The organism is Comamonas koreensis, assembly GCF_021026195.1.
Taxonomy (GTDB): domain Bacteria; phylum Pseudomonadota; class Gammaproteobacteria; order Burkholderiales; family Burkholderiaceae_C; genus Comamonas; species Comamonas koreensis.
Genome location: NZ_JAJNCT010000020.1, coordinates 367,946 through 392,283, shown reverse-complemented (window position 1 = coordinate 392,283; position 24,338 = coordinate 367,946). Strand labels below are relative to the sequence as shown.

General features: G+C 62.7%; 22 protein-coding genes. 10 read left to right on the top strand and 12 right to left on the bottom strand.

Annotated elements, in window-relative coordinates; all coding sequences use genetic code 11:
* Positions 1-72 precede the first annotated feature (72 nt).
* From LPW39_RS16005 to maiA, 5 genes are all read right to left on the bottom strand, one after another.
* Positions 73-501: a PaaI family thioesterase gene (locus tag LPW39_RS16005; protein WP_230777262.1), complete on the bottom strand. Its 429-nt coding sequence runs from the start codon at positions 499-501 to the stop codon at positions 73-75.
* A gap of 112 nt (positions 502-613) precedes the next feature.
* The gene (locus tag LPW39_RS16000) at positions 614-1,927 is read right to left on the bottom strand and encodes a type II toxin-antitoxin system HipA family toxin (RefSeq protein ID WP_230777259.1); all 1,314 of its coding nucleotides are present in this window, start codon (positions 1,925-1,927) and stop codon (positions 614-616) included.
* Positions 1,928-1,956: 29 nt separating this feature from the next.
* The gene (locus LPW39_RS15995; protein WP_230777257.1) at positions 1,957-2,268 is read right to left on the bottom strand and encodes a helix-turn-helix transcriptional regulator; all 312 of its coding nucleotides are present in this window, start codon (positions 2,266-2,268) and stop codon (positions 1,957-1,959) included.
* A 132-nt stretch (positions 2,269-2,400) separates the two neighbouring features.
* Positions 2,401-3,282: a polyphenol oxidase family protein gene (locus LPW39_RS15990; RefSeq protein WP_230777255.1), complete on the bottom strand. Its 882-nt coding sequence runs from the start codon at positions 3,280-3,282 to the stop codon at positions 2,401-2,403.
* On the bottom strand, positions 3,279-3,950 hold the full coding sequence (maiA, locus tag LPW39_RS15985; protein WP_230777252.1) for a maleylacetoacetate isomerase: 672 nt from the start codon (positions 3,948-3,950) through the stop codon (positions 3,279-3,281). Before maiA ends, LPW39_RS15990 begins: the two co-directional genes overlap by 4 nt.
* A 191-nt stretch (positions 3,951-4,141) precedes the next feature.
* On the opposite strand from maiA, the gene LPW39_RS15980 reads away from it, so the two are divergent.
* The 3 genes from LPW39_RS15980 (at position 4,142) to LPW39_RS15970 (ending at position 6,098) form a co-directional block, all read left to right on the top strand.
* Positions 4,142-4,840, top strand: a complete 699-nt coding sequence (locus tag LPW39_RS15980; protein ID WP_230777250.1) for a fumarylacetoacetate hydrolase family protein — start codon at positions 4,142-4,144, stop codon at positions 4,838-4,840.
* Between the two features lie 86 nt (positions 4,841-4,926).
* The gene (locus LPW39_RS15975; protein ID WP_230777248.1) at positions 4,927-5,538 is read left to right on the top strand and encodes an NUDIX hydrolase; all 612 of its coding nucleotides are present in this window, start codon (positions 4,927-4,929) and stop codon (positions 5,536-5,538) included.
* A 14-nt stretch (positions 5,539-5,552) separates the two neighbouring features.
* Positions 5,553-6,098 carry a hypothetical protein gene (locus tag LPW39_RS15970; RefSeq protein WP_230777246.1) on the top strand — a complete coding sequence of 182 codons (546 nt, stop codon included), beginning with the start codon at positions 5,553-5,555 and terminating at the stop codon, positions 6,096-6,098.
* A 104-nt stretch (positions 6,099-6,202) separates the two neighbouring features.
* Here the strand turns inward: LPW39_RS15970 and LPW39_RS15965 are convergent, their stop codons facing one another.
* The 4 genes from LPW39_RS15965 to smc form a co-directional block, all read right to left on the bottom strand.
* Positions 6,203-6,967, bottom strand: coding sequence for a hypothetical protein (locus tag LPW39_RS15965; RefSeq protein WP_230777244.1), 765 nt, complete (start codon positions 6,965-6,967; stop codon positions 6,203-6,205).
* A gap of 161 nt (positions 6,968-7,128) precedes the next feature.
* A complete protein-coding gene (gene ligA, locus LPW39_RS15960) occupies positions 7,129-9,222 on the bottom strand; it encodes an NAD-dependent DNA ligase LigA (protein ID WP_230777242.1) in 2,094 nt (697 codons plus the stop codon).
* 153 nt (positions 9,223-9,375) lie between these two features.
* Positions 9,376-10,509: a cell division protein ZipA C-terminal FtsZ-binding domain-containing protein gene (locus LPW39_RS15955; RefSeq protein ID WP_230777239.1), complete on the bottom strand. Its 1,134-nt coding sequence runs from the start codon at positions 10,507-10,509 to the stop codon at positions 9,376-9,378.
* A 22-nt stretch (positions 10,510-10,531) separates the two neighbouring features.
* Entirely contained in the window at positions 10,532-14,059 is a 3,528-nt protein-coding gene (smc, locus tag LPW39_RS15950; protein WP_230777237.1) for a chromosome segregation protein SMC, read from the bottom strand.
* A gap of 340 nt (positions 14,060-14,399) precedes the next feature.
* On the opposite strand from smc, the gene LPW39_RS15945 reads away from it, so the two are divergent.
* The 6 genes from LPW39_RS15945 (at position 14,400) to gloA (ending at position 18,924) form a co-directional block, all read left to right on the top strand.
* Positions 14,400-15,938 carry a protein adenylyltransferase SelO gene (locus LPW39_RS15945; RefSeq protein WP_230777227.1) on the top strand — a complete coding sequence of 513 codons (1,539 nt, stop codon included), beginning with the start codon at positions 14,400-14,402 and terminating at the stop codon, positions 15,936-15,938.
* Positions 15,935-16,345: a peptide-methionine (R)-S-oxide reductase MsrB gene (gene msrB, locus LPW39_RS15940; protein WP_133856128.1), complete on the top strand. Its 411-nt coding sequence runs from the start codon at positions 15,935-15,937 to the stop codon at positions 16,343-16,345. Before LPW39_RS15945 ends, msrB begins: the two co-directional genes overlap by 4 nt.
* 256 nt (positions 16,346-16,601) lie before the next feature.
* Positions 16,602-17,147 carry a septation protein A gene (locus LPW39_RS15935; RefSeq protein WP_230777225.1) on the top strand — a complete coding sequence of 182 codons (546 nt, stop codon included), beginning with the start codon at positions 16,602-16,604 and terminating at the stop codon, positions 17,145-17,147.
* A 67-nt stretch (positions 17,148-17,214) separates the two neighbouring features.
* Positions 17,215-17,499: a BolA family protein gene (locus LPW39_RS15930; protein WP_230777223.1), complete on the top strand. Its 285-nt coding sequence runs from the start codon at positions 17,215-17,217 to the stop codon at positions 17,497-17,499.
* A 47-nt stretch (positions 17,500-17,546) separates the two neighbouring features.
* Positions 17,547-18,332, top strand: coding sequence for a peptidylprolyl isomerase (locus LPW39_RS15925; RefSeq protein ID WP_116925724.1), 786 nt, complete (start codon positions 17,547-17,549; stop codon positions 18,330-18,332).
* Positions 18,333-18,510: 178 nt separating this feature from the next.
* Positions 18,511-18,924 (top strand): lactoylglutathione lyase, encoded by a 414-nt coding sequence (gene gloA, locus LPW39_RS15920; RefSeq protein ID WP_133856124.1) that lies wholly within the window; start codon positions 18,511-18,513, stop codon positions 18,922-18,924.
* A 91-nt stretch (positions 18,925-19,015) separates the two neighbouring features.
* Here the strand turns inward: gloA and LPW39_RS15915 are convergent, their stop codons facing one another.
* Positions 19,016-20,740: a diguanylate cyclase domain-containing protein gene (locus tag LPW39_RS15915; protein WP_230777221.1), complete on the bottom strand. Its 1,725-nt coding sequence runs from the start codon at positions 20,738-20,740 to the stop codon at positions 19,016-19,018.
* Positions 20,741-21,307: 567 nt separating this feature from the next.
* Between LPW39_RS15915 and LPW39_RS15910 the strand changes: the two genes are divergently transcribed.
* Complete coding sequence (locus LPW39_RS15910) at positions 21,308-21,577, top strand: DNA-directed RNA polymerase subunit alpha C-terminal domain-containing protein (RefSeq protein WP_230777208.1); 270 nt, start codon at positions 21,308-21,310, stop codon at positions 21,575-21,577.
* A 264-nt stretch (positions 21,578-21,841) separates the two neighbouring features.
* Here the strand turns inward: LPW39_RS15910 and eda are convergent, their stop codons facing one another.
* Complete coding sequence (eda, locus tag LPW39_RS15905) at positions 21,842-22,483, bottom strand: bifunctional 4-hydroxy-2-oxoglutarate aldolase/2-dehydro-3-deoxy-phosphogluconate aldolase (RefSeq protein WP_230777206.1); 642 nt, start codon at positions 22,481-22,483, stop codon at positions 21,842-21,844.
* A complete protein-coding gene (edd, locus tag LPW39_RS15900; protein WP_230777333.1) occupies positions 22,468-24,315 on the bottom strand; it encodes a phosphogluconate dehydratase in 1,848 nt (615 codons plus the stop codon). The genes eda and edd overlap by 16 nt, the downstream gene beginning before the upstream one ends.
* Positions 24,316-24,338 lie beyond the last annotated feature (23 nt).

The window sequence follows — 24,338 nt, the reverse complement described above, 5'->3', positions numbered from 1 at the left end:
CTATTCGAGGGCCTGGGGACAGTGGCCACAGGCCCAGCTGCGCGCTAGCGCAGCATTGCGCAAGCGCGAGAATCAGTCCGTCTTGATCTGCTTTTTGGCCGCCTGCAAAGACTGCACGACCTCAGGCATCACGTATTTGAAGGTACCCGTGGCATGGCTGCACAAGGCGCCCTGCTCGTCATACAGCCAGGCCTCACAAAAGGCCATACGGCTGCTGCGTGAGAGCAGCTTGCCCTTGGCCACCAACGCGCCTTTGGCCGGCGCCATGAAGCTGGTCTTCATCTCGATAGTGACTGCGCCACTCCCGGGGATGGCACTGCGGGCCGCATGGGCCATCGTCACATCGAGCAAAGTCATCGAGGCCCCGCCATGCGTCACCTCATAGCTGTTGAGGTGTTCGGGCCGGGCCCGGTAATGCAGTTCCGCCTCGCCGTCTTCCCAGCGGTGCAAGCTAAAGCCCAGGTGACTGACAAAGGGAATTTCAACTTCAAAAGGCAGCACAGCACAGGCTCCAGCAACAGGCAAGCGTGGAGCATACCGCTTTTGGCCGCTGCCCTGGGGCAAACCCTGACATACAAGCGACAGGCAGTCGGGCAATACGCCCGCTGCCGGATTACAGCGCGGCGATAGCGACCCCGCCGCGCAAACGCTGCTGCACCACGGTGGCCATGCCCGCAGGGGCCTGGGCCAGCAAGGCGGGCCAGCTGCTCTGCGCCTGCCGCACCATCTCCTTGAGCAGGCTGATATGGCGCGGCACACGCAGCAGGCCGGCGCTCTTCAGCAAGGCGGCCACATCATCCCAGCGCAGCGCGCGCATGGTACTGTCAATGGCTTTGTTGACGGCGTACTGCTGCGGGGCGGAGCCATCAAAAAAGGCGGCGACGCAGACACAGTCATAAACCGGCGCCAGACGCGGCTGCCGCCCATCGGGATAGACCAGCGCCCAGTTCTTCAGGTGGGCATCGGTATTGCCCATCAGGATGGCCGCTACCGTGCGGGCCAGGAACTCGCGGGTGTCGGCCACCGGCTGGGCACTCAGGCGATCGAGCACGCGCAGCATCGTCGGCCAGTCCTGCTGCAGGCCCTTGCCATATTTGTGGCGGGGTGCGTAACCCAGGGCCTGGTTGAACTCTTCCATGTGCACGCGGGTGCCGTCGGGCAGGTGGTCAAAGCGCTGCACGGCCAAGATCTCGTCAAACGGCAGGTGCTCGGGCAGATCGGCCTGGGCGCGGCTGATGATCTGCGCATCGGCCGTCGTCAACCCCAAGGCCTGGCACAGCTGGTAGCAGCTGTGTTCGTTGGCGACCAGATCGGGATGCTGGGTGCTGGGGAGTTTCAGGATCACGCTGCCGGCCGCGCCACGGCGGCGCACCGTGTAGCGCCGTCCGTCTTGCACCGCGCTGAACTTGGTGACGATGCCCGGCAGCGATGCGGCATCGGCAACCGGAAACTCGACAAATCCGGGCTCGAGCACATCCAGGCCTTGCGAGGTGTGCCAGTGGCGCACCACGTCGGGAATAGCCTCATCGCGCGGCACCGGCTCCACTTCCAGCGCGCCCATCAGGTCGTGGCCGGCAGCGGCCAGCAGTTCAAACTCATCATCGGGCGAGCAGCCCCGCTCAGCGGCCAGGCGCTGGCGGTTATGGCCCTCGGGCAGCAGGTTCTGAAAGTAGACCGGCCAGCGCCCATCGGTGCGCACTAGGCGGGCATCGCGCGCGGCATGCAGGATGCGCTGGGTGTCGGCTTCGCTGGCGCCCTGGTAGCTCAGCGACAGCAGCGGACGCTGGGGATCGTTGATATAGCTGTCTTCGAACGAAACCCGCAAGATATCGCCGTACTGCGACAGGTAGCCAATCGCCCGCCGCCCGCCGCCCATGCTGCCGGGCAGGTGCATATAGAGACGCAGGTAGCGGATGGAGGTGCTCATTCAGTGCCCCGCTTGCGATCCGCCATGCCTCAGGGCTTGCGGCCCGCCAGGCTGTCTACTACCGAAGGAGGTGCTTCCGCACCGGTAGGCTGGCCCAAGAACTTGCCGCCTGACTGGATAAAGGCCTGCAGCGCAGGCAGCAAATCAGCCGGTACTGCCACCAGCTGCATGCCCAGCACCCGGGCCATCTCAGCCACGGTCGAGTAGCGCGGGTCCACATCGCCCGTTTCGGTGCGCTGCACCGCCATGCGCGAAAGGCCTGCCTGCTCGGCCAGTTGGGCCTGGGTCAGTTGCTGGGCTTTGCGGGCTGCCACCAAGGTGGCCATCAAAGGGGTAGTCATGCTGCATATTCTACTCTTTATTGAATAAATGAGTAGATTGAATAGCATAAACATCTTCATTTAAGATGCATAAAGTACTCATATTTATAGAAATGAGTACTTTATGAATCAATATTCGCAAATGTTAGCGATCTAGGCTACCCAAATGCAAGCGGCAAAACGCCCGGTGCCTCCGGTGGGCGATCCATCGCGGCGGTGCGAGAAGAAACGCTCCGGATTGGCTACCGTGCACCAGTCCTGGCTGCCATCGTTGCCAAACAACTGGGCAAGCCCCAAGCGCTGCAGCCGATGACGGGCCAGTCCGCTCAGGTTTGCAAAAAACTTGCCTGGCTTGCCGGCTGCAAACAGCGGCGCGCAATCCGGGTCCGGCTCGACAAAGGCGGCCTGCACCTCGGCACCCACCTCAAACGCAGGCTGGCTGATGCAAGGGCCCAGCCAAGCCATGGTCTGAGCAGCAATATCCGCATCGCTCAGGCCCGCCTGACCCGCTTGCAACCGCACACGATCAGCGTATGCCGCAAAGCAGTTCTCCAGCACCCCTACGCCGCCCTGCCCCAATAAGCCGCGCCACCCGGCATGGGCGGCACCCACCACGGGCAGCTGTTGGTGGCAGAACAATACGGGTAGGCAATCGGCGGCCATCACGGTGCAGCCCAGGCCGGGCACATCGCTGACACTGGCATCGGCCGGTTGCTCAGCGCCGCCGCCCTCGCCCAGCACCTGCACATGGGTGCCATGCACCTGGCGCACAAACACCGGCTGGCGTGGGCTCGCCTGGTCTGCGCATGGGCTGGCTTGGGACTCCAGGGCCTGCATGGCCTGGGCCAATAGCTCCCGGTTGCTTTGCACATGGGCGGGTACATCGCCCACGTTAAAACTCAGATTGGTGGTGCCAAACAGGCCTTCGCTGGCACCGCCGCCACGGGTGGTACAAAACGCAAACACGCCCGGTGGTGCGGGCCACTGGGGCAGCAGCCATTCAGCGGGAAAGCGCGGTGGTGTGGCGGCACTCATGGCTGGGCATCCGGGCAGGCGGTGGGCTGGGCCTTTTGCACGGCATCGGTCGCAAAGGCTGCTTCATAGGCGGCCATCGTCAGCGGCAGGCCGTCAAGATCGACCTTGAAGCGCTGGGCATTGAAGATCTGCGGCACCAGCGCGCAGTCGGCCAGGGTCAGGCTGTCGCCCCAGCAAAAACGCGATGGGGCCAGGCCCTGCGCCTGGCGCTCGGCGGCCAGCAACACCAGTTGGCGCTCAAAGGCCTCCAGCCCGGTGCGGCACCAGTGCTGGTACCACTGGGTTTTTTCGGCATCGCTGTGGCCCAGCTCGCCGGTCAGGTAGGCCAGCACGCGCAGGTTGTTGATCGGATGGATCTCACAAGCCACCTGCAAGGCCAGCGCCCGGATGCGGGCACGCGCCAGCGCATCGCCTGGCAGCATGGACGGCGTCTGCGGGTAGGCCTCGTCCAGCCACTCGATCACGGCCAGCGACTGGTTCAGCCACAAGCCGTCATCGGTCTCCAGGGCCGGCACCAGGGCATCGCCCACATGGCTGGCAAAGGCGGGCTCGCGGTGCTCAGCCTTGACCAGGTGCACCGGCAGGTAGTCATAGGCCAGGCCCTTGGCCTGCATCGCAATGCGCACCCGGTAGGAGGCAGAGGAGCGGAAATAATTGTGCAGCTTCATGGCGACCGAGCATAACGCAGGGCGCTGCGGCCGCGAATGAGCCAGTCGCCGGCATGACAGCTGTCGCCGTCTCGCATGCCAAGACCAGCAACAGCCCGTGCGGAGAGCCTGCAGAGCAATGTGTTTTGCCGCATAATTTTTGGCACCGCTTCAACCGGGCGGTATTTCTCCGCCTCCAACCAAAGTCCAGCATGAGCCAATACGTCATTCCCCCAGCCGCGCCAACGAGCGTGCCTGTCCAAGGCAGCGACCAGCTGTTCCCCGTGCGCCGCGTCTACTGCGTGGGCCGCAACTATGAAGATCATGCCAAGGAAATGGGCTTTACCGGCCGTGAGGCGCCCTTCTTCTTCATGAAGCCCGCCGATGCGGTGGTGCCTGTCGCCACCGGCAGCACCGGCCAGATCGCCTACCCAACGCTCACCAGCAACCTGCACCACGAGATCGAGCTGGTGGTAGCCATCGGCAAGGGCGGCAAGAACATTGCTGCAGCCGATGCGGCTGCGCATATCTGGGGCTATGGCGTCGGACTGGACATGACCCGCCGCGACCTGCAAAACGAGATGAAGAAGCAAGGCCGTCCTTGGGAAATCGGCAAGGCCTTTGAAGGCAGCGCGCCCATCGCAGCCCTGGTGCCCGCCGCCCAGGCGGGCGATGTCAACCATGCCGAGATCTGGCTCAAGGTCAACGGCGTTGAACGCCAGCACAGCAATGTGCAAAAGCTGATCTGGAACATTGCCGAGACCATTGAAGTGATCTCGCAAGCCTGGGAGCTGCAAGCCGGCGACCTGATCTTCACCGGCACGCCAGAAGGCGTGGCTGCCGTCGTCAAGGGCGATGTGCTGGAAGGCGGCGTGACCGGCCTGCCCTCGCTGAAGATCGAACTGGTGTAATACCAGGACAACGCGCCACCCGCTGCGGTGGCGCTTTTTTTCGCCCCTTGCCGCGAGCAACGCAGGCTTGACGCACAATAGACCGCATGACCTCACGCGCCCCCGTTGATTTTTGCCGCCGCTGCGGCACCCAGGTTGAGCACCGCCTGCCCGATGACGGCGACACCAAGATCCGCGCGATCTGCCCGGCCTGCCATACCGTGCACTATGAGAACCCTCTGAACGTGGTGGGTACCGTCCCCTATATGGACGACAAGGTGCTGCTCTGTCTGCGCAATATCGAACCGCGCAAAGGCTACTGGACCTTGCCAGCCGGCTTTATGGAGCTGGACGAAACTACTGGCCAGGGCGCCGAGCGCGAGACGGATGAGGAAGCCGGCGCAGACATCACAATGGGCCCGCTGTTCTCGCTCGTCAATGTGCCATATGTCGGCCAGGTGCACCTGTTCTACCTGGCGCAGCTGCAAAGCACAGAATTCAACCCCGGCTGGGAGACCATCGAAGCCCGGCTCTTCAGCGAAGCCGAGATTCCCTGGGACCAGATCGCCTTCCGCACTGTCAAAGTCACCTTGCAGCGCTATTTTGAAGACCGCAAGCGCGGTGCATTCGGCATCCATGTAATTGATCTGGAGACGCCAGCTGGCCCTCTAGTGCCGCCCCAGCCTGCCGAAGCCTCCACGGCCTCGACTGCTTCCTGAATAGACTGCAAGCCATGACTTCTACCTTTACCCGCACCTCCTCAGTCCGCCGCCGTCTGCTCGGCGGCATGGCATTGCCCGCCGTAGCTGCTGCCAGTGCATGGCTACCTGGCCTCGCCCACGCCGCCAAGCTGCAAGACCTGGCGCTGGCCCTGGTCGAGAAATACAAGCTCGGCCACAGCCTGCCGCAAGTGGGCCTGCAGATTGCCGCCAAGTCGCCCGAGTACCAGGCCTTGATCGACAAGATGGGCCAGCAGCAAGCCGGCCAGGCAATGATTGCCGCCACGCGCTCGGTCGCGGCCGACTACCAAAAGCGCTGGGATACCCAGCTGGCTGCCGCCTATGCGCAGAGCTTCAATGAGGTGCAACTACAGTCGTTGCTGGACCAAGGCCCCCAATCGCCGCATGCGCAGCTGATGCAAAGCAAGCAGGCCGATATCAATCGTGTGATGCAGCAGTCGAGCTCCGGCCTGCTGCGCGAGATGATGAGCAAGGCCTACGCCAAGGCACAGCAGCCAGCGGCGGCCCCAAGCCCAGCCGCCAAGAAGCCGAAACCTTGAGCCCAAGGCGGAGGATGTCCATCCAGCAGCTGAATCACCGCTGAGATCGTCGACAAAAAGCCGTACCCGACGCGAGGTGGGTACGGCTTTTCTTTGCGCTCGGGTCAGCGGCTGTCGCGCTTGGCCTGCGCCGCTCGTGTTCTGGACTGGCTGCTGGCCTGGATCTTCTTGTTCACGGGCTTGGCCTTGATGGGATTGCCCCGGCTGGCTGCTGCTGGTTGTGTGGTGGGCACAGCCCCTTGTGCTGCAGCCGTTGCGTTGCCGGCCACTTTCGGGGTGTTCGCTGCGGTCTTTGACGCTTTGGCCGGAGCCGCAGACGACGAGGCGGTTTTCTTCACAGCGGCCTTGGAGGCAGCCTTGCGAGCGCCGCTGGCTTTCTTCACTGCAGCAGCTTTGACCGCCTTGGCAGGGGATGCCTTGGTGATGGACTTGGCCGCTTTCTTGCGTGGAGCAGCTGCTGCGGTTGTCTTGGCCGCAGCAGCGGGCTTTTTGGCCGCGCTCTTTGCGGGCGCGGGCTTGCTACTTTTCACGGCGGCGGTCTTGGCAGCCGCTTTCGTGGCATCGGCCTGTACCTTGGCAAGGCGCTCTTCGAAACGGCCCAGCACCTCTTGCATGACGTCGGCCTTCACTTCGGTGCGGTTGTTGTCATTGCCAGCGGGCCGACGCGCAGCCGCTGGCCCTTTCTGGGTTTTCACCGTCTGGCGCTGATAGAGGTCGCGGTACTTGGCGCGCAAGGTACGGGTGCGGGTGATTTTGCTGCTGAGCTGACGCTCGGTCAGCTCCTTGATTGCATTGGCACGGCTGGCTTGGAACAGCTCCAGTTCCGGCTTGGTCAGCAAGGTCTGAACTTGTCTCAGGGTATAGCTCACGGCATCTCCTCTGCATAAAAAAAAGCAGGGCCGCCGGATGGCAGCCACTGGCGTTTTTCATCGTATTGACATCTGCGGCCTGCCGATGTCAGAGAAAGCCCCTATCCCGAAGGCTGCAGCAACTGCTATGCAGCGCAGCCCATTGAACCATGCATGCCAGATCAAGGCGTACCGTTTTGCAGGAGCCGCAGCATCGCAGCCTCATCAAGCACCGCCACGCCAAGCTCCTGGGCCTTGGCCAACTTGCTGCCCGCATCAGCGCCGGCCACCAGGTAATGGGTCTTCTTGCTGACAGAGCCAGAGACCTTGGCGCCCGCAGCTTCGAGCAAGTCCTTGGCTTCATCACGGCCCATGGTGGGCAAGGTGCCGGTTAGCACCACCGTCATGCCGGCCAGAATCTGCGCGGGTTTTTCTGCAGGCGCCGCTTCGTCCCAGTGCACGCCCGCAGCGCGCAGCTGCTCGACCACTTCGCGGTTGTGTGGCTGCGCAAAAAAGGTGTGCAGGCTGTTGGCCACCACCGGGCCCACGTCATTCACCTGCAGCAAGTCTTCGACCGAGGCATCCATGATCGCGTCCAGCACACCAAAGTGCTTGGCCAGGTCCTTGGCCGTGGATTCGCCCACATGGCGAATGCCCAAGCCAAACACAAAGCGGGCCAGCGTGGTTTTCTTGGAAGACTCGAGCGCTGCCAGCACATTCTGTGCGGACTTCTCCGCCATGCGCTCCAGGCCGGACAAGGTCGCAATACCCAGCTTGTAGAGGTCCGGCAGGCTGCGAATCACACCGCTGTCGACCAACTGGTCCACCAGCTTGTCTCCCAGGCCTTCAATGTCCATCGCGCGGCGGTGCGCATAGTGCAGGATGGCTTCCTTGCGCTGGGCCACGCAGAAAAGCCCACCGGTGCAGCGGTGGTTGGCTTCGCCTTTTTCGCGCACCACATCGCTGCCGCAGACCGGGCATTGGCTGGGCATCGAGAAGTTGGGCACATACTTGGGCCGCACGCCAGGCACCCTGCCGGCAACCTCGGGGATCACATCGCCAGCCCGGCGCACGATGACATCGTCACCAACACGCACACCCTTTTTGCGAATGTCGAACACATTGGACAGGGTGGCATTGGTGACGGTGACACCACCGACAAACACCGGTGCCAAACGGGCCACTGGCGTGAGCTTGCCAGTGCGGCCCACTTGCACCTCAATGCCTTCAAGGCGGGTCACCATTTCCTGCGCCGGGTACTTGTGGGCCACGGCCCAGCGCGGCTCACGGCTGACAAAGCCCAGCTCCTGCTGCAGCGCGCGGCTGTTGACCTTGTAGACCACGCCATCGATCTCGTAGCCCAGGTTGGCACGCTCGGCGCCCATGCGCTGGTGAAAAGCCACCAGCTCATCGGCACCCTTGGCCACACAGACCTGCGGCGCGACCGGAAAGCCCCAGGCGCGCAGCTGCATCAGCATCGCGTAGTGGCTGTCCCACTGCATGCCGCCTTGAGCCACCGGGGTGACCTCGCCCAGCCCATAGGCAAAAAAGGACAGCGGGCGCTGGGCGGTGATGTTCGAATCGAGTTGGCGCACGGCCCCGGCTGCCGCATTGCGCGGGTTGACAAAGGTCTTGCCGCCAGCGGCCTCCTGCTTGCGGTTGAGGGCATCAAAATCATCGCGGCGCATATAGACTTCGCCGCGCACTTCCAGCACCGGTGGCACGGCGGCATCCTGGCGCAACTGCAGCGGTATCTGGCGGATGGTGCGGATATTGTGGGTGACGTCCTCGCCCACTTCACCATCACCGCGCGTGGTGGCCTGCACCAGGCGTCCCGCCTCGTAGCGCAGGTTCATCGCCAGGCCATCAAACTTGGGCTCGGCCACATACTCGACCGGCGGGTCACCGGGATCCAGGCCAAGCTCCTTGCGAATGCGCGCATCAAAGGCCTGCGCGCCACTGGCTTCGTTGTCGGTTTCGGTGCGGATGCTCAGCATCGGCACGGCATGGCGCACGGGGGTCAAGCCCTCCAGAATCGCGCCAATCACGCGCTGGGTGGGCGAGTCCGGGCTGAGCAGCTCGGGGTGGGCTTTTTCCAGCGCTTCAAGCCGCTGGTAGACGCGGTCGTACTCGCCATCGGGCACCGTGGGCGCATCCTGCACATAGTATTCATGCGCCCACTGCACCAGTTGCGCACGCAAGGCCTGTACCTCGGCGGCGGCATCCTGCGGGGCGTCACCAGCGGGCGACGCGAAAAGATCAATATTCTCAGCCATGCGGCTTGACTCCGAAAATCTGGCAAAGCACGGGGCTCTGCGTGGTCTGATGCCTGCGACTATACGGCCAAAGCCGCAGCTGCACTGCCTAATCAGCGGCAGCCAGAACGCAAAAAAGGCTGCACAGGCAGCCTTTTGCGAAACGCTGGCGGTTTAGCTGAACAGGCGCCGTGCAGCCAGCGAGCCCGCTGCCAGATCGCGCTGCTCGAGCTGGTCGTAGAGGTTTTCCAGATCCTGGGCGATGGGGTCCACCACCATGATCGGCAAGGGCGTGCCGTTCTGGTCGCAGATGACACCGTCCATCTCGGCGCAAAGCGCTTCGGCAGCCGTGCGCATCTTGTCGAAAGGCTTTTCGCTGCGGGCCACATGTGGCACATCCAGGCTCAGCAACACATCGCGCAAGGCGCTGGCTTCCGGGTCGTCGGCCAGTGCCGCCTGCGCATCATAGGTCAGCGCCAGAATGGGAGGCATCTGCTCGATGCCCGAGGGCATCACCATGCGGCCAGGGCCTGCCGGCACAAAGCCATGCTTGGCCGCCACCTGGGCCACATAGCCGGGGCTCCAGGAGGCGCGCTTGGCGCGCAGCATGAAGGCCAGCTGCGCATCATGCTCGCTGGCAAAAGCGTCGAGCTCGCGGGCCCGAGCCACTTCCTGCAGCATGTCGGGCGTGTCCTGCGCGGCACCAATGGTGTCGGCAAACTGCTGGACCTTGGTGACGAACTCGGAAAACTCGATCTCGTTCATCGGGCCATGGCGGTTGGCCAGTTGCACGCCGGCCTGGAAGCCGGTGTAGCGGGCACCTGCGCGTGGCAGCTCCCAGGTCTGGCTGGTTTCGTTCAGGCCTTCGATGTTGAAGGCCTTGTTGCCAGCGCGAAAGCTGCTGGGCATGGCCGCAATGGCGGCATTGCCGGAGACGATGCCATCGGTGTGGATGGTGGCGATCGCATCGGTGAGTGGGTCGAGGATTTGCTGGCGGTCGCCCAGGTAGGTGCCGGGGTTGCCGCTGCGCGCCACGGCGCCTGCGCCAAAAGCCTCAGCGCTGTGGCCGCTCAGGCGGGGGCCTTGGCCGCCCAGCTGCGCATCCAGCACCGGGTCGCCGGTGGCCGACGACGCTGCGCGGCCATCAAAGCCGGGCTCGTAGCGCAGCTCGGAATCGCCGCTCTGGCCGGGCTCCTCGGGCCGGGGTTTCTTGGGCTCATTGCGGCGTGCCGACCAGGTGTTGTAGGCGATGTACAAAACCAGAATGACCCCAAAGGTGATCACCAACGCCAGTTGAAAATTACTCATACGTTTTCGTTCTAAAAATCTATCACGCCGAATCCGCCATCGACAAGGCAGATTCCATATCCACGGCCACAATGCGCGAGACGCCCTGCTCCTGCATTGTCACACCAATCAGCTGCTGGGCGATCTCCATCGCGATCTTGTTGTGGCTGATGAAGAGGAACTGCGTGCTGCGGCTCATCGAGGCCACCAGCTTGGCATAGCGCTCGGTGTTGGCATCGTCGAGCGGCGCGTCCACCTCATCGAGCAGACAGAAAGGCGCCGGGTTCAGCTGGAAGATCGCAAACACCAGCGCAATCGCGGTCAGTGCTTTCTCACCGCCCGACAGCAAATGGATGGTCTGGTTCTTCTTGCCAGGCGGCTGGGCCATCACCTGCACGCCCGAGTCCAGAATCTCGTCACCAGTGATGATCAGCTTGGCCTGGCCGCCGCCAAACAGCTCGGGGAACATGCGGCCAAAATGGCTGTTGACGGTGTCGAAGGTGCCCGAGAGCAGCTGCCGGGTTTCGGCATCGATCTTCTTGATGGCGTCTTCCAGGGTCGTCATGGCCTGGGTCAGGTCTTCCATCTGCGAGTCGAGAAAGGTCTTGCGCTCACGGGCATGGTTCAACTCATCCAGGGCCGCCAGATTGACGGCGCCCAGCGCTTCAATCTCGCGGTGCAGGCGGTCGATTTCGCCTTGCAGACCAGTCAGGCGCACCTGGCCATCCTTGACCGACGCGGCAATGACCTCCAGATCCGCCTGAGCTTCCTGCAGCAAGGTCGTGTACTGCTCCAGGCCCAGTTGCGCGGCCTGCTCCTTGAGCTTGAACTCGGTGATGCGGTCGCGCAGCGGCTGCAGCTCGCGCTCAAACTGCTGACGGCGCTCATCGCTGCTGCGCAGCCGGGCCGTCAGGTCGTCGTACTCGCTGCGGCGTGCGGCCAGGTCCTTCTCGCGCTCCATCTTCAGGTTCAGCGCATCTTGCAGGCCACCCTGGGCTGCCGCGTCGTTGAGTCGCTTTTGCTCCTCTTGCGCACGCAATTGCTCTTCGCCCAGAGCCTTGGCCTGCTGCATCGCCGTTTCCATCGTGCGGTTGAGCTCGGCGCGGCGCGCCTCCATGCTGCGCTGGCCAAACACCGCTTCCTGTGACTGGCGCTCCAGCGCGCGCAACTGCTCACGGGCGCTGGCCAGCTTGCGCTCGGACTCGTAGACGGTTTCGTCGAGCTGAGCGTGGCGCTCCTGGCTGTCGGCCAGCTGCATGTCCAGCTCTTCAAACCGGGCCTCGGCCGCAATCCGGCGCTCCTGGATCTCTTCGAGCTGCTGCACCACCTCGCCCAGGTCGGTGTCGATCTGGGCCGCACGGGCACGGGCCTGCTCGGCCAGCTGGGTCAGGCGCAAGGTCTCCACCTGCAGCTCATGGGCGCGGTTGCGGGTTTGTGCGGCCTCGGCGCGCACGGCCACCAGGCGCTGAGAGGCATCGGCATAGGCGCTCTCGGCACGCACCAGCGCATTGCGCGCCTCTTCGCCGATCAGCGATTGGGCGCGCAGTTCTTTTTCCAGATGTTCAATTTCCTGGGCCCGGGCGAGCATGCCGGACTGCTCGGAGTCCTGCGCATAAAAGCTCACGCTGTGCAGGCTGACGGAATGGCCGGTCGGCACAAAAATGGTGTCGCCGGCCTGCAGCCGGCTGCGCTGGGCCAGCGCCTCGTCCAGGCTCGGGCAGGTGTAGCAGCCGCAGAGCCAGTCCACCAGCACGGCGCGTAAGCCGGCATCATGCACGCGCAGCAAGTCGGACAGCTGCGCGAGTTTGCCCGCAGGAGCCACGGCCGGTGCTTGGGGGACGCTGTAAAAAGCCAGGCGGGCCGGTGGTGCATCCTGGGCACCGGCGCCCAAAAAGCCGCGCACCATGTCCAGGCGGCTGACTTCCAAGGCGGCCAGACGCTCGCGCAGTGCGGCTTCGAGCGCGTTTTCCCAACCGGGTTCGACCTGGATGCGGCTCCACAGGCCCTGCAGGCCGTCGAGCCCGTGCTTGGCCAGCCAGGGCTGCAGCTTGCCATCGGTCTTGACCTTTTCTTGCAACGCCTTGAGGGCTTCCAGGCGCGCCGACAGATCGGCCTGCTTGGCGCCTTCCTGGTTCACTTGCTGCTGCTTGCTGCGCCGCGCTTCATCGAGCTGGGGGACGCTGTCCTGCAGTTCCAGCAGCCGCCCTTCGGCAATCTCGGCGGCCTCGGCCGCTTTCTCGTTTTGCTGCTGCAGGTTGAGCAGGCGGGTCTCGTCCGGCGCAGCCATCGCGTTGCGGTCGCTGCGCAAACGCTCGCTGCGCACCTCCAGCCCACGGCTTTGTTCGTTCAGGCTGCGCTGCTCTGCTGCCAGCACCTGGATCTGCTGCTGCACCTGGGTGACGGAGCTGCGCTGCTCGTTGGCGCGCTGCTGGGCCAGGCGCAGCGCTTCTTCCATATCGGGCAGCTGCAGGTTTTGCTCTTCGAGCTGGGCGGCCAGCATCTCGGCGCGCTCCTCGGCATCCATGCCCTGGCCGGCCAGGTTTTCCAGCTCGGCCTCGGATTCGTCCTTGCGAATGGTCCATTGCGCAATCTGTTCGGCCAGCTGCACCAGGCGGTTCTCCACGCGCTGGCGGCCTTCGACGACATAGCGGATTTCGGCTTCGAGCCGGCCGACTTCGGCGGTGGCTTCATAGAGCTTGCCCTGCGCCTGGTTCACGGTGTCGCCGGCAGCATAGTGCGACTGGCGGATGGTTTCCAGGTCGGCCTCGACATGGCGCAGATCGGCCATGCGCGATTCCAGGTCATTGACCGCCTTGAGGCCTTCGATGCGTACCTTCTCCTGCTCTTGCTCGGCATCGCTGCGCTTCAGGAACCACAGCTGGTGCTGCTTCAGGGTGGCGCTGGCGTTGAGCGCGTTGTACTTGGCGGCTACCTCGGCCTGCTTTTCCAGCTTGTCGAGGTTGGCATTGAGCTCACGCAGAATGTCTTCGACGCGGGTCAGGTTTTCGCGCGTGTCGTTGAGGCGGTTTTCGGTCTCGCGGCGGCGCTCCTTGTACTTGGAGACGCCTGCGGCCTCTTCCAGGAACAGGCGCAGCTCCTCAGGGCGCGACTCGATGATGCGGCTGATGGTGCCCTGGCCGATGATGGCGTAGGCACGCGGGCCCAGGCCGGTGCCCAGGAACACGTCCTGCACATCGCGCCGGCGCACCGGCATGTTGTTGATGAAATAGCTGCTGCTGCCGTCGCGCGTGAGCACCCGCTTGACGGCGATCTCGGTGTACTGGCTCCATTGGCCGCCGGCGCGGTGGTCGCTGTTGTCAAACACCAGCTCCACGCTGGAGCGGCTGGCCGGCTTGCGGTGCGTGGTGCCGTTGAAGATCACATCCTGCATGGACTCGCCTCGCAGCTCACTCGCCTTGGACTCGCCCAGCACCCAGCGCACCGCATCCATGATGTTGGACTTGCCGCAGCCATTGGGGCCGACCACGCCCACCAGTTGCCCTGGCAGCATGAAATTGGTGGGCTCCGCAAACGATTTGAAGCCAGCAAGCTTGATGGAATTGAGGCGCACAGTGCTCGTTTTCTCTTGGATGGGCGGCGATCACCTGCCTTGCGCTGTCACAAACCGGTCGGCCCGCGCAAAACGGGGCCAACCCGGCTTGCCGGGCAGGTGCCAATTGGCCCAGGGATCTTTTCTGATGAACAAAGCGGTAGAACTCAGGCCGACATAATACCGTGCCCTCCTGGCCCACCAGAGACAAAAGCGCCTGCGGCTGCGGTTTTGCGCCCGGGGCAGGGTCAAATAGTGTTGCGCACCCGCACTGGTGCGGCACGCGCAGCCCAGACTGGCTATATACACAGGCCCATGCGGGAAAAGCCGCAAGGCAGACAATGGCTGCATGGATTCAAGCATGTCTACACGCCCGGCTGCTGCTGCCACCGCATCCACCCCCAGCGCTGCAGTGCCGGCACTGCAGCCTGGTGCCCAATGGCACAACGGCTTTGCCAGTCTGCCGCCAGTCTTCTACACCCGCCTGCAACCGACGCCGATGCCGGAGCTGGCCATGCATGCCCGCAATGAGGCACTGGCCCAGGACATGGGTCTGCGCCCCGAATGGCTTGCCAGCAGCGAGGCCACCCAGGTGCTGGGCGGCAATGCGCTGCTGCCGGGCATGGATGCGCTGGCCAGCGTTTACAGCGGCCACCAGTTTGGCCACTGGGCCGGGCAACTGGGTGACGGACGGGCAATTCTGCTGGGCGAGATCCGCTCGGCGACCGCCCCCCAAGGCCTGGAGCTGCAGCTCAAAGGCGCAGGCAAGACGCCCTATTCCCGCATGGGCGACGGGCGCGCGGTGCTGCGCTCCTCCATCCGTGAATACCTCTGCAGTGAAGCGATGCACGGGCTGGGCGTGCCGACCACACGTGCGCTGTCGCTGGTCACCTCCCCACAGCCGATTTACCGCGAAACGGTGGAGACCGCTGCCGTAGTGGCCCGCGTGGCGCCCAGCTTCGTACGCTTTGGCCATTTTGAGCATTTTGCGGCCCGCGATGACCAGGACAGCCTGCGCAAGCTGGCGGACTATGTCGTGGAGCGCTACCTGCCGGAGGTCGCCCAACACGCCAGTGGCAGCAGCGAGCGCTATGCCGCGTTTTTGGCTGAGGTGGCCGAGCGCACCGCACGCATGATTGCGCTGTGGCAGGCCCATGGCTTTTGCCATGGCGTGATGAACACCGACAACATGAGCATCCTGGGCCTGACGATCGACTACGGCCCGTTCCAGTTTCTGGACCACTACGACGCCAACCATATCTGCAACCACAGCGATACTGGTGGCCGCTATGCCTTTGCCCGCCAGCCGCAGGTGGCCTACTGGAACCTGTTCTGCCTGGGCCAGGCGCTGCTGCCCTTGATCGACGACGAGGCCACCACCCTGGCCGCTTTGGAGCGCTACAAAACCGCACTGGAGCCGGCGATGCAGCGGGCGCTGGGCGCCAAGCTGGGCCTCGATCCCGCCCGCAGCACCGCGCCCGAAGCCGTGGCCAGCGTGGTCAACCCCTTGCTGGCCTTGATGCAGCAGCACCGCACGGATTACAGCCTGTTCTGGCGTGCGCTGTCGCAAGCGGTGGCCGATGACCGCCTACCGGCGCTCGCACATTGGTTCAATGGTGATGCGGCCTTTGAGACCTGGTGCGAGCAGTACCAGGCACTGCTGCAACCCGGCGATGCAGCCGCCACCGCTGCGCGCATGTTTGCCGCCAACCCGCGCTATGTGCTGCGCAACCACCTGGGCCAGGAGGCCATCACTGCTGCGCAGCAAGGCAATTGGACACCGTTCCAGCGCTTGCAAACTGTGCTGGCGACACCATATGCAGAGCATCCCGGCTGCGAAGACCTGGCCGCCCTCCCGCCCGACTGGGCGCAACACATAGAAATCAGCTGTTCATCATGAGCTTTCCCGTCCAAAAATCGGATGCCCAATGGCAGGCCGAACTCGCATCCAAACAAGCCGAATCGGTGGCCTTCCAGGTCACCCGGCATGCCGCCACAGAACGCCCTTTTACCGGCAAGTACGAGGCCCACTGGGCCGATGGCAGCTACCACTGCATTTGCTGCGGTGCCAAGCTGTTTGACAGCGACACCAAGTTTGACGCTGGCTGCGGCTGGCCCAGCTTCTCCGAAGCCATCCCTGGTGCGATCCAGGAAAACGTGGACCGCAGCCATGGCATGGTGCGGGTGGAGACCGTCTGCGCCCAGTGCGGTGCCCACCTGGGCCATGTGTTCCCGGACGGCCCCCAGCCCACCGGCCTGCGCTACTGCATGAACTCGGCGGCGCTGGACTTTGAAAAGCAGGATTAAGCCCGTGCCGGGACTGGAGCCGGCGGCTCCAGCTCACGCTGTGTGGAACTTTGGCAGCGTCCCTTGCTCTGACAACGCTGCCAACCGTAGCTTTGGCTTCAGCCCAGCTTAAGTTAGAGGCAAAACAGCTCGCGTATCATTGACGGCTAGCCTGCAGACGCCTTATTCAACCAAACACAAGCACCCAAAGCCCTGCTCTCCTGTCCGCACCGTGCTCCGCATTGAGCGGCGCCGTGCACAGCCCGCATCGCCTGTTATGAAATTTTTGATTGATTTTTTCCCCATCCTGCTGTTTTTCGCAGCGTTCAAGGTCTGGGGCGTGTTTGTGGCCACCGGGGTGGCCATCGTGGCGACCATTGCGCAAATCGCCTACCTGCGCTTCAAGGTTGGCAAGGTGGAGCCCATGCAATGGATCAGCCTGGGCGTGATCGTGGTGTTTGGCGGTGCAACACTGCTGTTCCACGACGAATCTTTCATCAAGTGGAAGCCCACTGTGCTGTACTGGGTGATGGCGGCCGTGCTGCTGGGCGGCCAGTGGTTTTTCAACAAGAACCTGATGCAAAAGCTGATGTCGGCGCAAGTGCAGCTGCCGCAGCGGGTCTGGAACACGGTCAATTACAGCTGGGCCATCTTTTTTACCATCATGGGCATCGTCAACATCTGGGTGGCCTACCAGTTTGACCTGGACACCTGGGTCACCTTCAAGATGTTTGGCGGTCTGGGCCTGATGCTGGTCTTTGTGCTGGGCCAGGCCATGTACCTGAGCCGCCACATCCAGCAAAACCCGGAAGACCAACCCTGATCTGCGGCCTGAGCCTGCTGCATCTCAGCAGGTCTCTCCGCCAGCCCGCGCTACTCCCCTTTTTTCTATGCAAGCCCAGGACATTACCGCCACCGCCATTGAAGCGGTGCTGCGCGACAAGCTCTCCCCCACCCAGTTGGAAGTGATCGATGAAAGCGGCCTGCACGCCGGCCATGCCGGTGCCAATGGCAGTGGTTTTGGCACCCATTTTCGGCTGCGCATCGCTTCACCCTTATTTACTGGCACATCACGCATCGCCCAGCATCGGCTTGTGTATGATGCGCTCCAAGCATTCATTGACGCGGGTTTACATGCCCTTGCCATTGAAGTCCTGAATACACCAAAACAATGAAATCACTGGTGTATATTTCCTTCACAGATAAACAATTTGGATTTCGCATGAAAAAACAGCTCTTGTCCGGTCTGGTTGCAGCTGCCCTGCTTGGTTCAGCCGCGCTGCCCGCAGTGGCCCAAAACATTGGCATCGTCAATGGCAAGCCAGTGCCTTCGTCCTTGCTGCAGACCTTCAAGGAACAAATGGAGCGCAGCGGCCGCCCTGTGAGCGCCGAGCAAGAAGGCCAGATCAAGGAAGCCATCATCGAGCGCGAAATCTATGCCCAGGCTGCCAAGGCCCAAGGCCTGGATGCGACCGAGTCCTTCAAGGGACAGGTCGAGCTGGCTCGCCAAGGCATCCTGACCCAGGAGTTGTTCGCCGCTTACGAAAAGGCGCACCCCATTTCTGACGCTGCCGCCAAGGCCGAGTACGACAAGTTTGTCGCCACCAACCAAGGCAAGGAATACCATGCCTTCCACATCCTGGTGGACAGCGAAGACAAGGCCAAGGCGCTGATCGCCCAAATCAAGAAGGGTGCCAAGTTCGAAGACCTGGCCAAGAAGGAATCCAAGGATCCTGGATCGGGCCAGCGCGGTGGCGATCTGGACTGGGGCAATGCAGCCAACTACGTGCCTGAGTTCTCCGAAGCCATGACCAAGCTGAAGAAGGGCCAGATGACGGACACCCCCGTCAAGACCCAGTTCGGCTACCACATCATCCGCGTGGACGATGTACGTGAAGCACAGCTGCCCAAGTTCGAGGAAGTCAAGCCCCAGATCGAGCAGCAACTGCGCCAGCAACAAATCCAGAAGTACCAGCAAGAGCTGCGTGAAAAGGCCAAGGTCGAGTAATTCTCGCCACCTCACTTTTGCTTCCAACCCCTGCCCCGTGCAGGGGTTGTGCTTTATGGGCTGCAGCTCGCTGCATTGCAGCGCTACACTCAGATGGTTCTGGCCAGACCTAGCTAGGTCGATCCTCGTCCTTGCGGCGGCCAAGCGCTGCCGCTGCCTTTACAAGAAAGAAAACCCCATGCGTCTTTTGCACACCATGCTGCGCGTTGGCAATCTCCAGCGCTCCATCGATTTCTACACCCAGGTGCTGGGCATGCGCCTGCTGCGCACCTCGGAAAACCCCGAATACAAATACTCGCTGGCCTTTGTGGGCTACGAAGACGGCAACCCCGGCCAGGCCGAGATTGAGCTGACCTACAACTGGGGCACAGAGAGCTATGACCTGGGCACGGCCTATGGCCACATTGCCCTCGGCGTGCCAGATGCTTACGCCGCTTGCGAAAAGATCAAGGCCAATGGCGGCAATGTCACCCGTGAAGCCGGCCCTGTGAAAGGCGGCACTACAGTGATCGCGTTTGTGACCGATCCTGATGGCTATAAGATTGAACTCATCCAGCGCGATGAAGGTGGCGCAGGTGGTGGTCTGCGCTAAGGCCAGCCCGGGCGTTTGTCAGTAAGGCCCGCTACAACCCACGGGCCAGGCACTTGCCTGGCTTTTTGCATCCCAGACGCAATCAGGCCGATCAGCGGCCATCACCGTTGTGCTGCTTGTTCCTGTACATGTCCAGGTCAGCATGCTTGAGCAGGCTTTGCGGATCCGCACCGTCCTTCGGGAAGATGGCCTGGCCGATAGCGGCACCAAGGTGCACCAGCTCCCCCTCAGGCAACCCTTTGAGCGTCTGCAACGCAGGGGCGAGCACCTCCAGAACCTTGGCTTTCACCACCTTGAGTTGGTCATCGCTGTGGATACCCTGCAACACTGCAACAAACTCATCCCCACCCAGGCGGATCAGCACGTCGTTGCTACGCAGCACCTCCTTGAGCCGCTGCACCACCTCGATCAAGGCCAAGTCACCATTCTCATGGCCCCAGCGGTCATTGAGCGGCTTGAACTGGTTGAGGTCGATAAAGAGAATCGCAAACACCGCAGGCTTGCCACTGCCCGGCCGGGTCAGGGTTTCCAGGATATGGTTCAGCGCGCTCCGGTTGGCAGCGCCAGTGAGGGCATCGGTGAACAGGCGGTGCCGCATATGGTGCACATTGTTGGCCAACTCGCCAATCTCGTCATTGCGCTCCACGCCGATGGGCACATCGATCTCTCCCTGCCCCACCCGGCGCACCGCATAGGTGAGCGAGCGCATGTCCTTGGCCAAGCCTCCAAAGATGCGCAAACCCAACGCCAGTGCGATGCCCAAGGCAAGCAAGCCCAGGGCCACCACCAGCACCACATGGGCACGGATGCCAGCCAGCATCTGCTGGTGCGGCACAGCAACCACGGCCAACCAGTTCAGACCCGCTTCATCTGTCACGCGGCGGTAGGCCACTTCAATCGCATGGTCCTCGGCATCAAAGATAAGCGCTGTCCGCGCGACCTCGTTGGACTGCGAAAACTCATTGAGCAGCTGCCGGTACACCACTTTCAGCATGGGGTTGCCGGCACGGGCGGCATTGACCCGGCTGGGAGGCTGCTCGCCGTTCTCACGGATATTGTCCATACCGGTACCAGCGATCAGGTCGCCATTAGGCTCCAGGATGAATGCCTGAGCCCCTTCGGACAAATGCAGACCATCGACAAACAGCCGCAGCTCCTTGAGCGAGACATCGGTAGCCACCACACCACTGGGCTGCCCGTCCCGGCCAAAAACCTGGCGTGCCCGCGTCATCACCAGGTCCTTGGCATTGAAATCGATGTAGACCGGCGTCCAGATATGGCCGGCCACGCCCTGCGCTAGGCGGTACCAGGGGCGGCTGCGTGGGTCGAACAGATTTGACTCTTTGGACAGAAAGATCGGCTCTGCCTGGATGCCTGTCAGCAGGTAGATGCTGCGCACATCCTGCGCATGCAGCTTGATACGCAGTTCGGCCTGGGTTTCCTTGCTACGCAGCAAACCAATCCCCTGCCCATGGCGGTTACCGTAGAAGACATAGTCGCCCTGGTGCTGTGTCAGCGAGGTGGCCGCCCACAGGCGGGTGCGTAGCGCCACCATGTCGTCCTCGATCCGATCCGGGGCCTGCAGCCCGGCCGGAAAGCTCGCTTCAATGATTGAGCCGGAGCTGAAGATGTGCCGGTCCACCGCCTGGCTGATGCGCTCGGCCATCTCCACCATCAGCTGTTTCGACAGCATCGAAACCGTCTTGCTGCCGGTCCAGTACCACAGCACGCCCAGCACCCCAGTCAACAATGCAATCAGCATCACAAAGGGCAAAATCAGGGTGATCGTCAGCGAAGAGGCTTTACGGACGGGCATAACCAGGCAATGAGAAGGCTTTGACGGCGCGGCGGGAAGGTATTGGCAGTGATACGGACAGTTAATTCTTACTTTAACCGTTTTTATGAATTACATAGGCCGATAGACCTTCGTAATAACTCCACTTGCATGCTCCATGCTTGCCACCGCAAGCCCGGGCTGGGCTCTGGTTTTGAACGGAGGACCCACAACGGGTGCTGCCATTACCCCTAGCCAAGTCAAAAGATAGTTGCTCTGGAGATTCTTTTTTTAGGAGGAGAATAGCCGAGCGGAAAAAGCAGCCCACACCTTAGTGGAAGCGCACCAGTATAACCAGCCAACTACATTTGATTACATTAATTCAGAATAAATCAAGCCCCATCCGCGGAAATAGCTCATCACTGAGTTACATATTAGCTATAAGCTGATAGAATTGATGAATAACAAAATGCGATTCAGCATGATTTGTATCCGCCCCTGCCCTCGCTAGGCGCAGCTTTGGCATGGCAATTCCCGCGGAATGGGGGCTAGCCTCAGCCTTCACGTCAGCGACGGACATTGCCGCTTTGTTTATAGATTGATGAACCCATGGCTACTGAACTGCTTCTGAACAAAAGGCTCTCCCGCAGAACCCTTAACAGCTTGGGGCGACATGCCATCACTACCGTGGATCAGGTGGTTGAAGCGTATCCCGAGCGGTTGCTCAAGCTCAATGGTGTGGGGATGACGGTGCTGCGCGATATCGAGCGGACGCTGTTCCCGGGACAGCAGTTCCAGCCCCATTCCGGCCGCTACAAGGCCTGGACAGAAGACGCTGCCAACCAGACGCATGGAGAGCAGGCCCAGGCCAAGGAGTAGAGGCGCTTTATCGGGGAGGCCAAGCTCAGCTGCAACGGCCCGTTTTCAGCCATGGCAACGCAAACGTGCGATCCCCGTCCTGCCACTGCGCCAGACTAATTTGTCTAGGCGCGGGGCAGTTACAGAAGGATGGAACACTGTGATTGCCTGGGTCTTGTCAGTGGCCGCAGCCCTCTGAAAAAATGCAGCAGGCCTGCTGGCCATGCTGCGGGGATGAACCCTATTCCTGATACCAGGCGGGTCGAAGCGCCTGTATACAACTTATCAGGCCTTGCGTGGCAGGGCTGCGGCCTCGCGCGCCAGCAAGGTGATGTGTTCCCAGTCGCCGCGCTCCAAGGTGTCGGTCGGCACCAACCAGGAGCCACCTACGCAGACCACATTCTTCAGTGCCAGAAACTCGGGCGCATTGGCAGGCGTGATGCCGCCGGTGGGGCAAAAACGCACTTCGGCGAAGGGACCCTGCCAGGCCTTGAGCATGTTGATGCCACCGGCTTGCAGCGCGGGGAAGAACTTCAGCTCGTTGAAGCCATCTTGCTGTGCCTGCATGATCTCGCTGCTGGTGGACACGCCGGGCAGCAGCGGTAAACGCGCTTCGCGGCAGGCTTCGCCAACGCTGGAGGTGTAGCCCGGGCTGACCGCAAAGCGGGCCCCTGCTGCCGCAGCCGCACGTGCATCGGCGGCATTGCGCACAGTACCTGCGCCGACTATCGCCTCAGGCACGGACTTGGCAATCGCCTCGATCGCGCCCAAGCCCTGGGGCGTGCGCAAGGTCACTTCCAGCACGCGGATACCGCCAGCGACCAGGGCCTTGGCCATGGACACGGCGTGGTTGACATCGCGCAGCACGATCACCGGGATCACCGGTGCGTCTTGCATGATCGATAAGGCGGTCAGTTGCTCAGCCATGTGCAGGCTCCTTCTTCTGCGCTCAGCGCATTGCGCCGGAATCCGGCAAACAGTTCTCGGCCCAGACCACGGCCATTGGCGCGCAGCTGCTCGGCCGGTATCGTGGCAAGCGGGCGTGCCTCCCAGACGGCGGCATCCACTTCGGCCTGCATGATACCGGTTTCAGCATCCAGCAGCACCATATCACCGCTCTCAATTTTCGCCAGGGGGCCGCCGGCCAGTGCTTCAGGCGACACATGGATGGCAGCAGGCACCTTGCCCGAGGCACCGCTCATGCGGCCATCGGTCACCAAGGCCACCTGGTAGCCCTTGCCTTGCAGCACGGCCAAGGGCGGCGTGAGCTTGTGCAGCTCGGGCATGCCATTGGCCTGCGGGCCCTGCCAGCGCACCACGCAGACCACGCCGTTGTGGCCATTGGTCTGGCAGGCCTCTTCCAGCGCCCCCGATTTGAAGGCGGCCTGCAGCGCATCCTGCGAATCAAACACCCAGGCCGGTGCGCGCAGCACATGGCGATCGAGCGGCACGGCGCTCACCTTGATCACGCTGCGGCCCAGGTTGCCAGTCAGCAGCTTGAGGCCACCAGTGGGACTGAAAGGCGCACTGACGGGGCGCAGCACGCTGTCGTCACCCGATTCGGTGGCCGCTTGCCAGACCAGCTGACCCGCTTCCACGCGCGGCACCGTGGCGTAGGCCGCCAGGCCCTCGGGGCGCACCGTCAGCACATCGCCATGCATCAGGCCTGCAGCCAGCAGCTGGCCAATCACATAGCCTGGGCCGCCTGCCGCCTGGAACTGGTTCACATCGGCCGCCCCATTGGGGTAGACGCGTGCCAGCAAGGGCACGACCGACGACAGCTGCTCAAAATCATTCCAGTCGATGACGATGCCCGCAGCGCGCGCCACCGCCACCCAGTGGATCAGGTGGTTGGTCGAGCCACCCGTGGCCAGCAAGGCCACCATCGCGTTGACAATGCAGCGCTCGTCAACCACGCGGCCAATCGGCGCAAAGCGCTTGCCGGCGGTGATGTTCAGCACGGTGCGCATGGCCTCTCGGGTCAATAGTTCACGCGCACCATCTTCGGGGTTGATAAAGGCATTGCCGGGCACATGCAGGCCCATGGCCTCCAGCAGCATCTGGTTGCTGTTGGCGGTGCCGTAGAAGGTGCAGGTGCCCGCATCATGGTAGGCGGCCATTTCGGCTTCGAGCAGCTTTTCGCGGCCCACCAGGCCCTGGGCGGCCAGCTCGCGCACCTTGGCCTTGTCGTTGTTGGACAGGCCCGAGGTCATCGGCCCCGCCGGCACAAACACCATTGGCAGATGGCCAAAATGCAGCGCGCCGATCAGCAAACCAGGAACAATCTTGTCGCAGACACCGAGCATCAGCGCCGCATCAAAGGTGTCATGGGTCAGCGCCACCGCCGTGCCCATCGCAATCGCATCGCGGCTGAACAGGCTCAGTTCCATACCCGGCATTCCCTGGGTCACGCCATCACACATGGCAGGCACGCCACCTGCCACCTGGGCAGTGGCGCCGTGCTTGCGCGCCTCGTCCTTCAGGATATCGGGGTAGCGCTGCAGCGGCGCATGGGCTGACAGCACATCGTTGTAGGCCGTGACAATGCCCACATTCGGGCCCTTGACCTCGACAATGCGCAGCTTGTCATTGACTGGCACACCGGCTACCGCATGCGCCACATTGGCGCAGCCCATGGAGCGCATCTGCGGCGGCCGCTGGGCCATGGCATCCAGCTGCGCCAGATAGTCGCTGCGCGTGGCAGCGCTCTTGGCGCGGATGCGGTCGGTGACCGCCTGAAGAACGGGGTGGATCTGCATCATGGGGAATCCTTTGCATGAGA

Coding starts and splice junctions, on each gene's coding strand:
- LPW39_RS16000 (WP_230777259.1), bottom strand. CDS start 1,927: ATGAGCACCTCCATCCGCTACCTGCGTCTCTATATGCACCTGCCCGGC.
- LPW39_RS15995 (WP_230777257.1), bottom strand. CDS start 2,268: ATGACTACCCCTTTGATGGCCACCTTGGTGGCAGCCCGCAAAGCCCAG.
- LPW39_RS15990 (WP_230777255.1), bottom strand. CDS start 3,282: ATGAGTGCCGCCACACCACCGCGCTTTCCCGCTGAATGGCTGCTGCCC.
- maiA (WP_230777252.1), bottom strand. CDS start 3,950: ATGAAGCTGCACAATTATTTCCGCTCCTCTGCCTCCTACCGGGTGCGC.
- LPW39_RS15980 (WP_230777250.1), top strand. CDS start 4,142: ATGAGCCAATACGTCATTCCCCCAGCCGCGCCAACGAGCGTGCCTGTC.
- LPW39_RS15975 (WP_230777248.1), top strand. CDS start 4,927: ATGACCTCACGCGCCCCCGTTGATTTTTGCCGCCGCTGCGGCACCCAG.
- LPW39_RS15970 (WP_230777246.1), top strand. CDS start 5,553: ATGACTTCTACCTTTACCCGCACCTCCTCAGTCCGCCGCCGTCTGCTC.
- ligA (WP_230777242.1), bottom strand. CDS start 9,222: ATGGCTGAGAATATTGATCTTTTCGCGTCGCCCGCTGGTGACGCCCCG.
- LPW39_RS15955 (WP_230777239.1), bottom strand. CDS start 10,509: ATGAGTAATTTTCAACTGGCGTTGGTGATCACCTTTGGGGTCATTCTG.
- LPW39_RS15945 (WP_230777227.1), top strand. CDS start 14,400: ATGTCTACACGCCCGGCTGCTGCTGCCACCGCATCCACCCCCAGCGCT.
- msrB (WP_133856128.1), top strand. CDS start 15,935: ATGAGCTTTCCCGTCCAAAAATCGGATGCCCAATGGCAGGCCGAACTC.
- LPW39_RS15935 (WP_230777225.1), top strand. CDS start 16,602: ATGAAATTTTTGATTGATTTTTTCCCCATCCTGCTGTTTTTCGCAGCG.
- LPW39_RS15930 (WP_230777223.1), top strand. CDS start 17,215: ATGCAAGCCCAGGACATTACCGCCACCGCCATTGAAGCGGTGCTGCGC.
- LPW39_RS15925 (WP_116925724.1), top strand. CDS start 17,547: ATGAAAAAACAGCTCTTGTCCGGTCTGGTTGCAGCTGCCCTGCTTGGT.
- gloA (WP_133856124.1), top strand. CDS start 18,511: ATGCGTCTTTTGCACACCATGCTGCGCGTTGGCAATCTCCAGCGCTCC.
- LPW39_RS15915 (WP_230777221.1), bottom strand. CDS start 20,740: ATGCCCGTCCGTAAAGCCTCTTCGCTGACGATCACCCTGATTTTGCCC.
- LPW39_RS15910 (WP_230777208.1), top strand. CDS start 21,308: ATGGCTACTGAACTGCTTCTGAACAAAAGGCTCTCCCGCAGAACCCTT.
- eda (WP_230777206.1), bottom strand. CDS start 22,483: ATGGCTGAGCAACTGACCGCCTTATCGATCATGCAAGACGCACCGGTG.
- edd (WP_230777333.1), bottom strand. CDS start 24,315: ATGCAGATCCACCCCGTTCTTCAGGCGGTCACCGACCGCATCCGCGCC.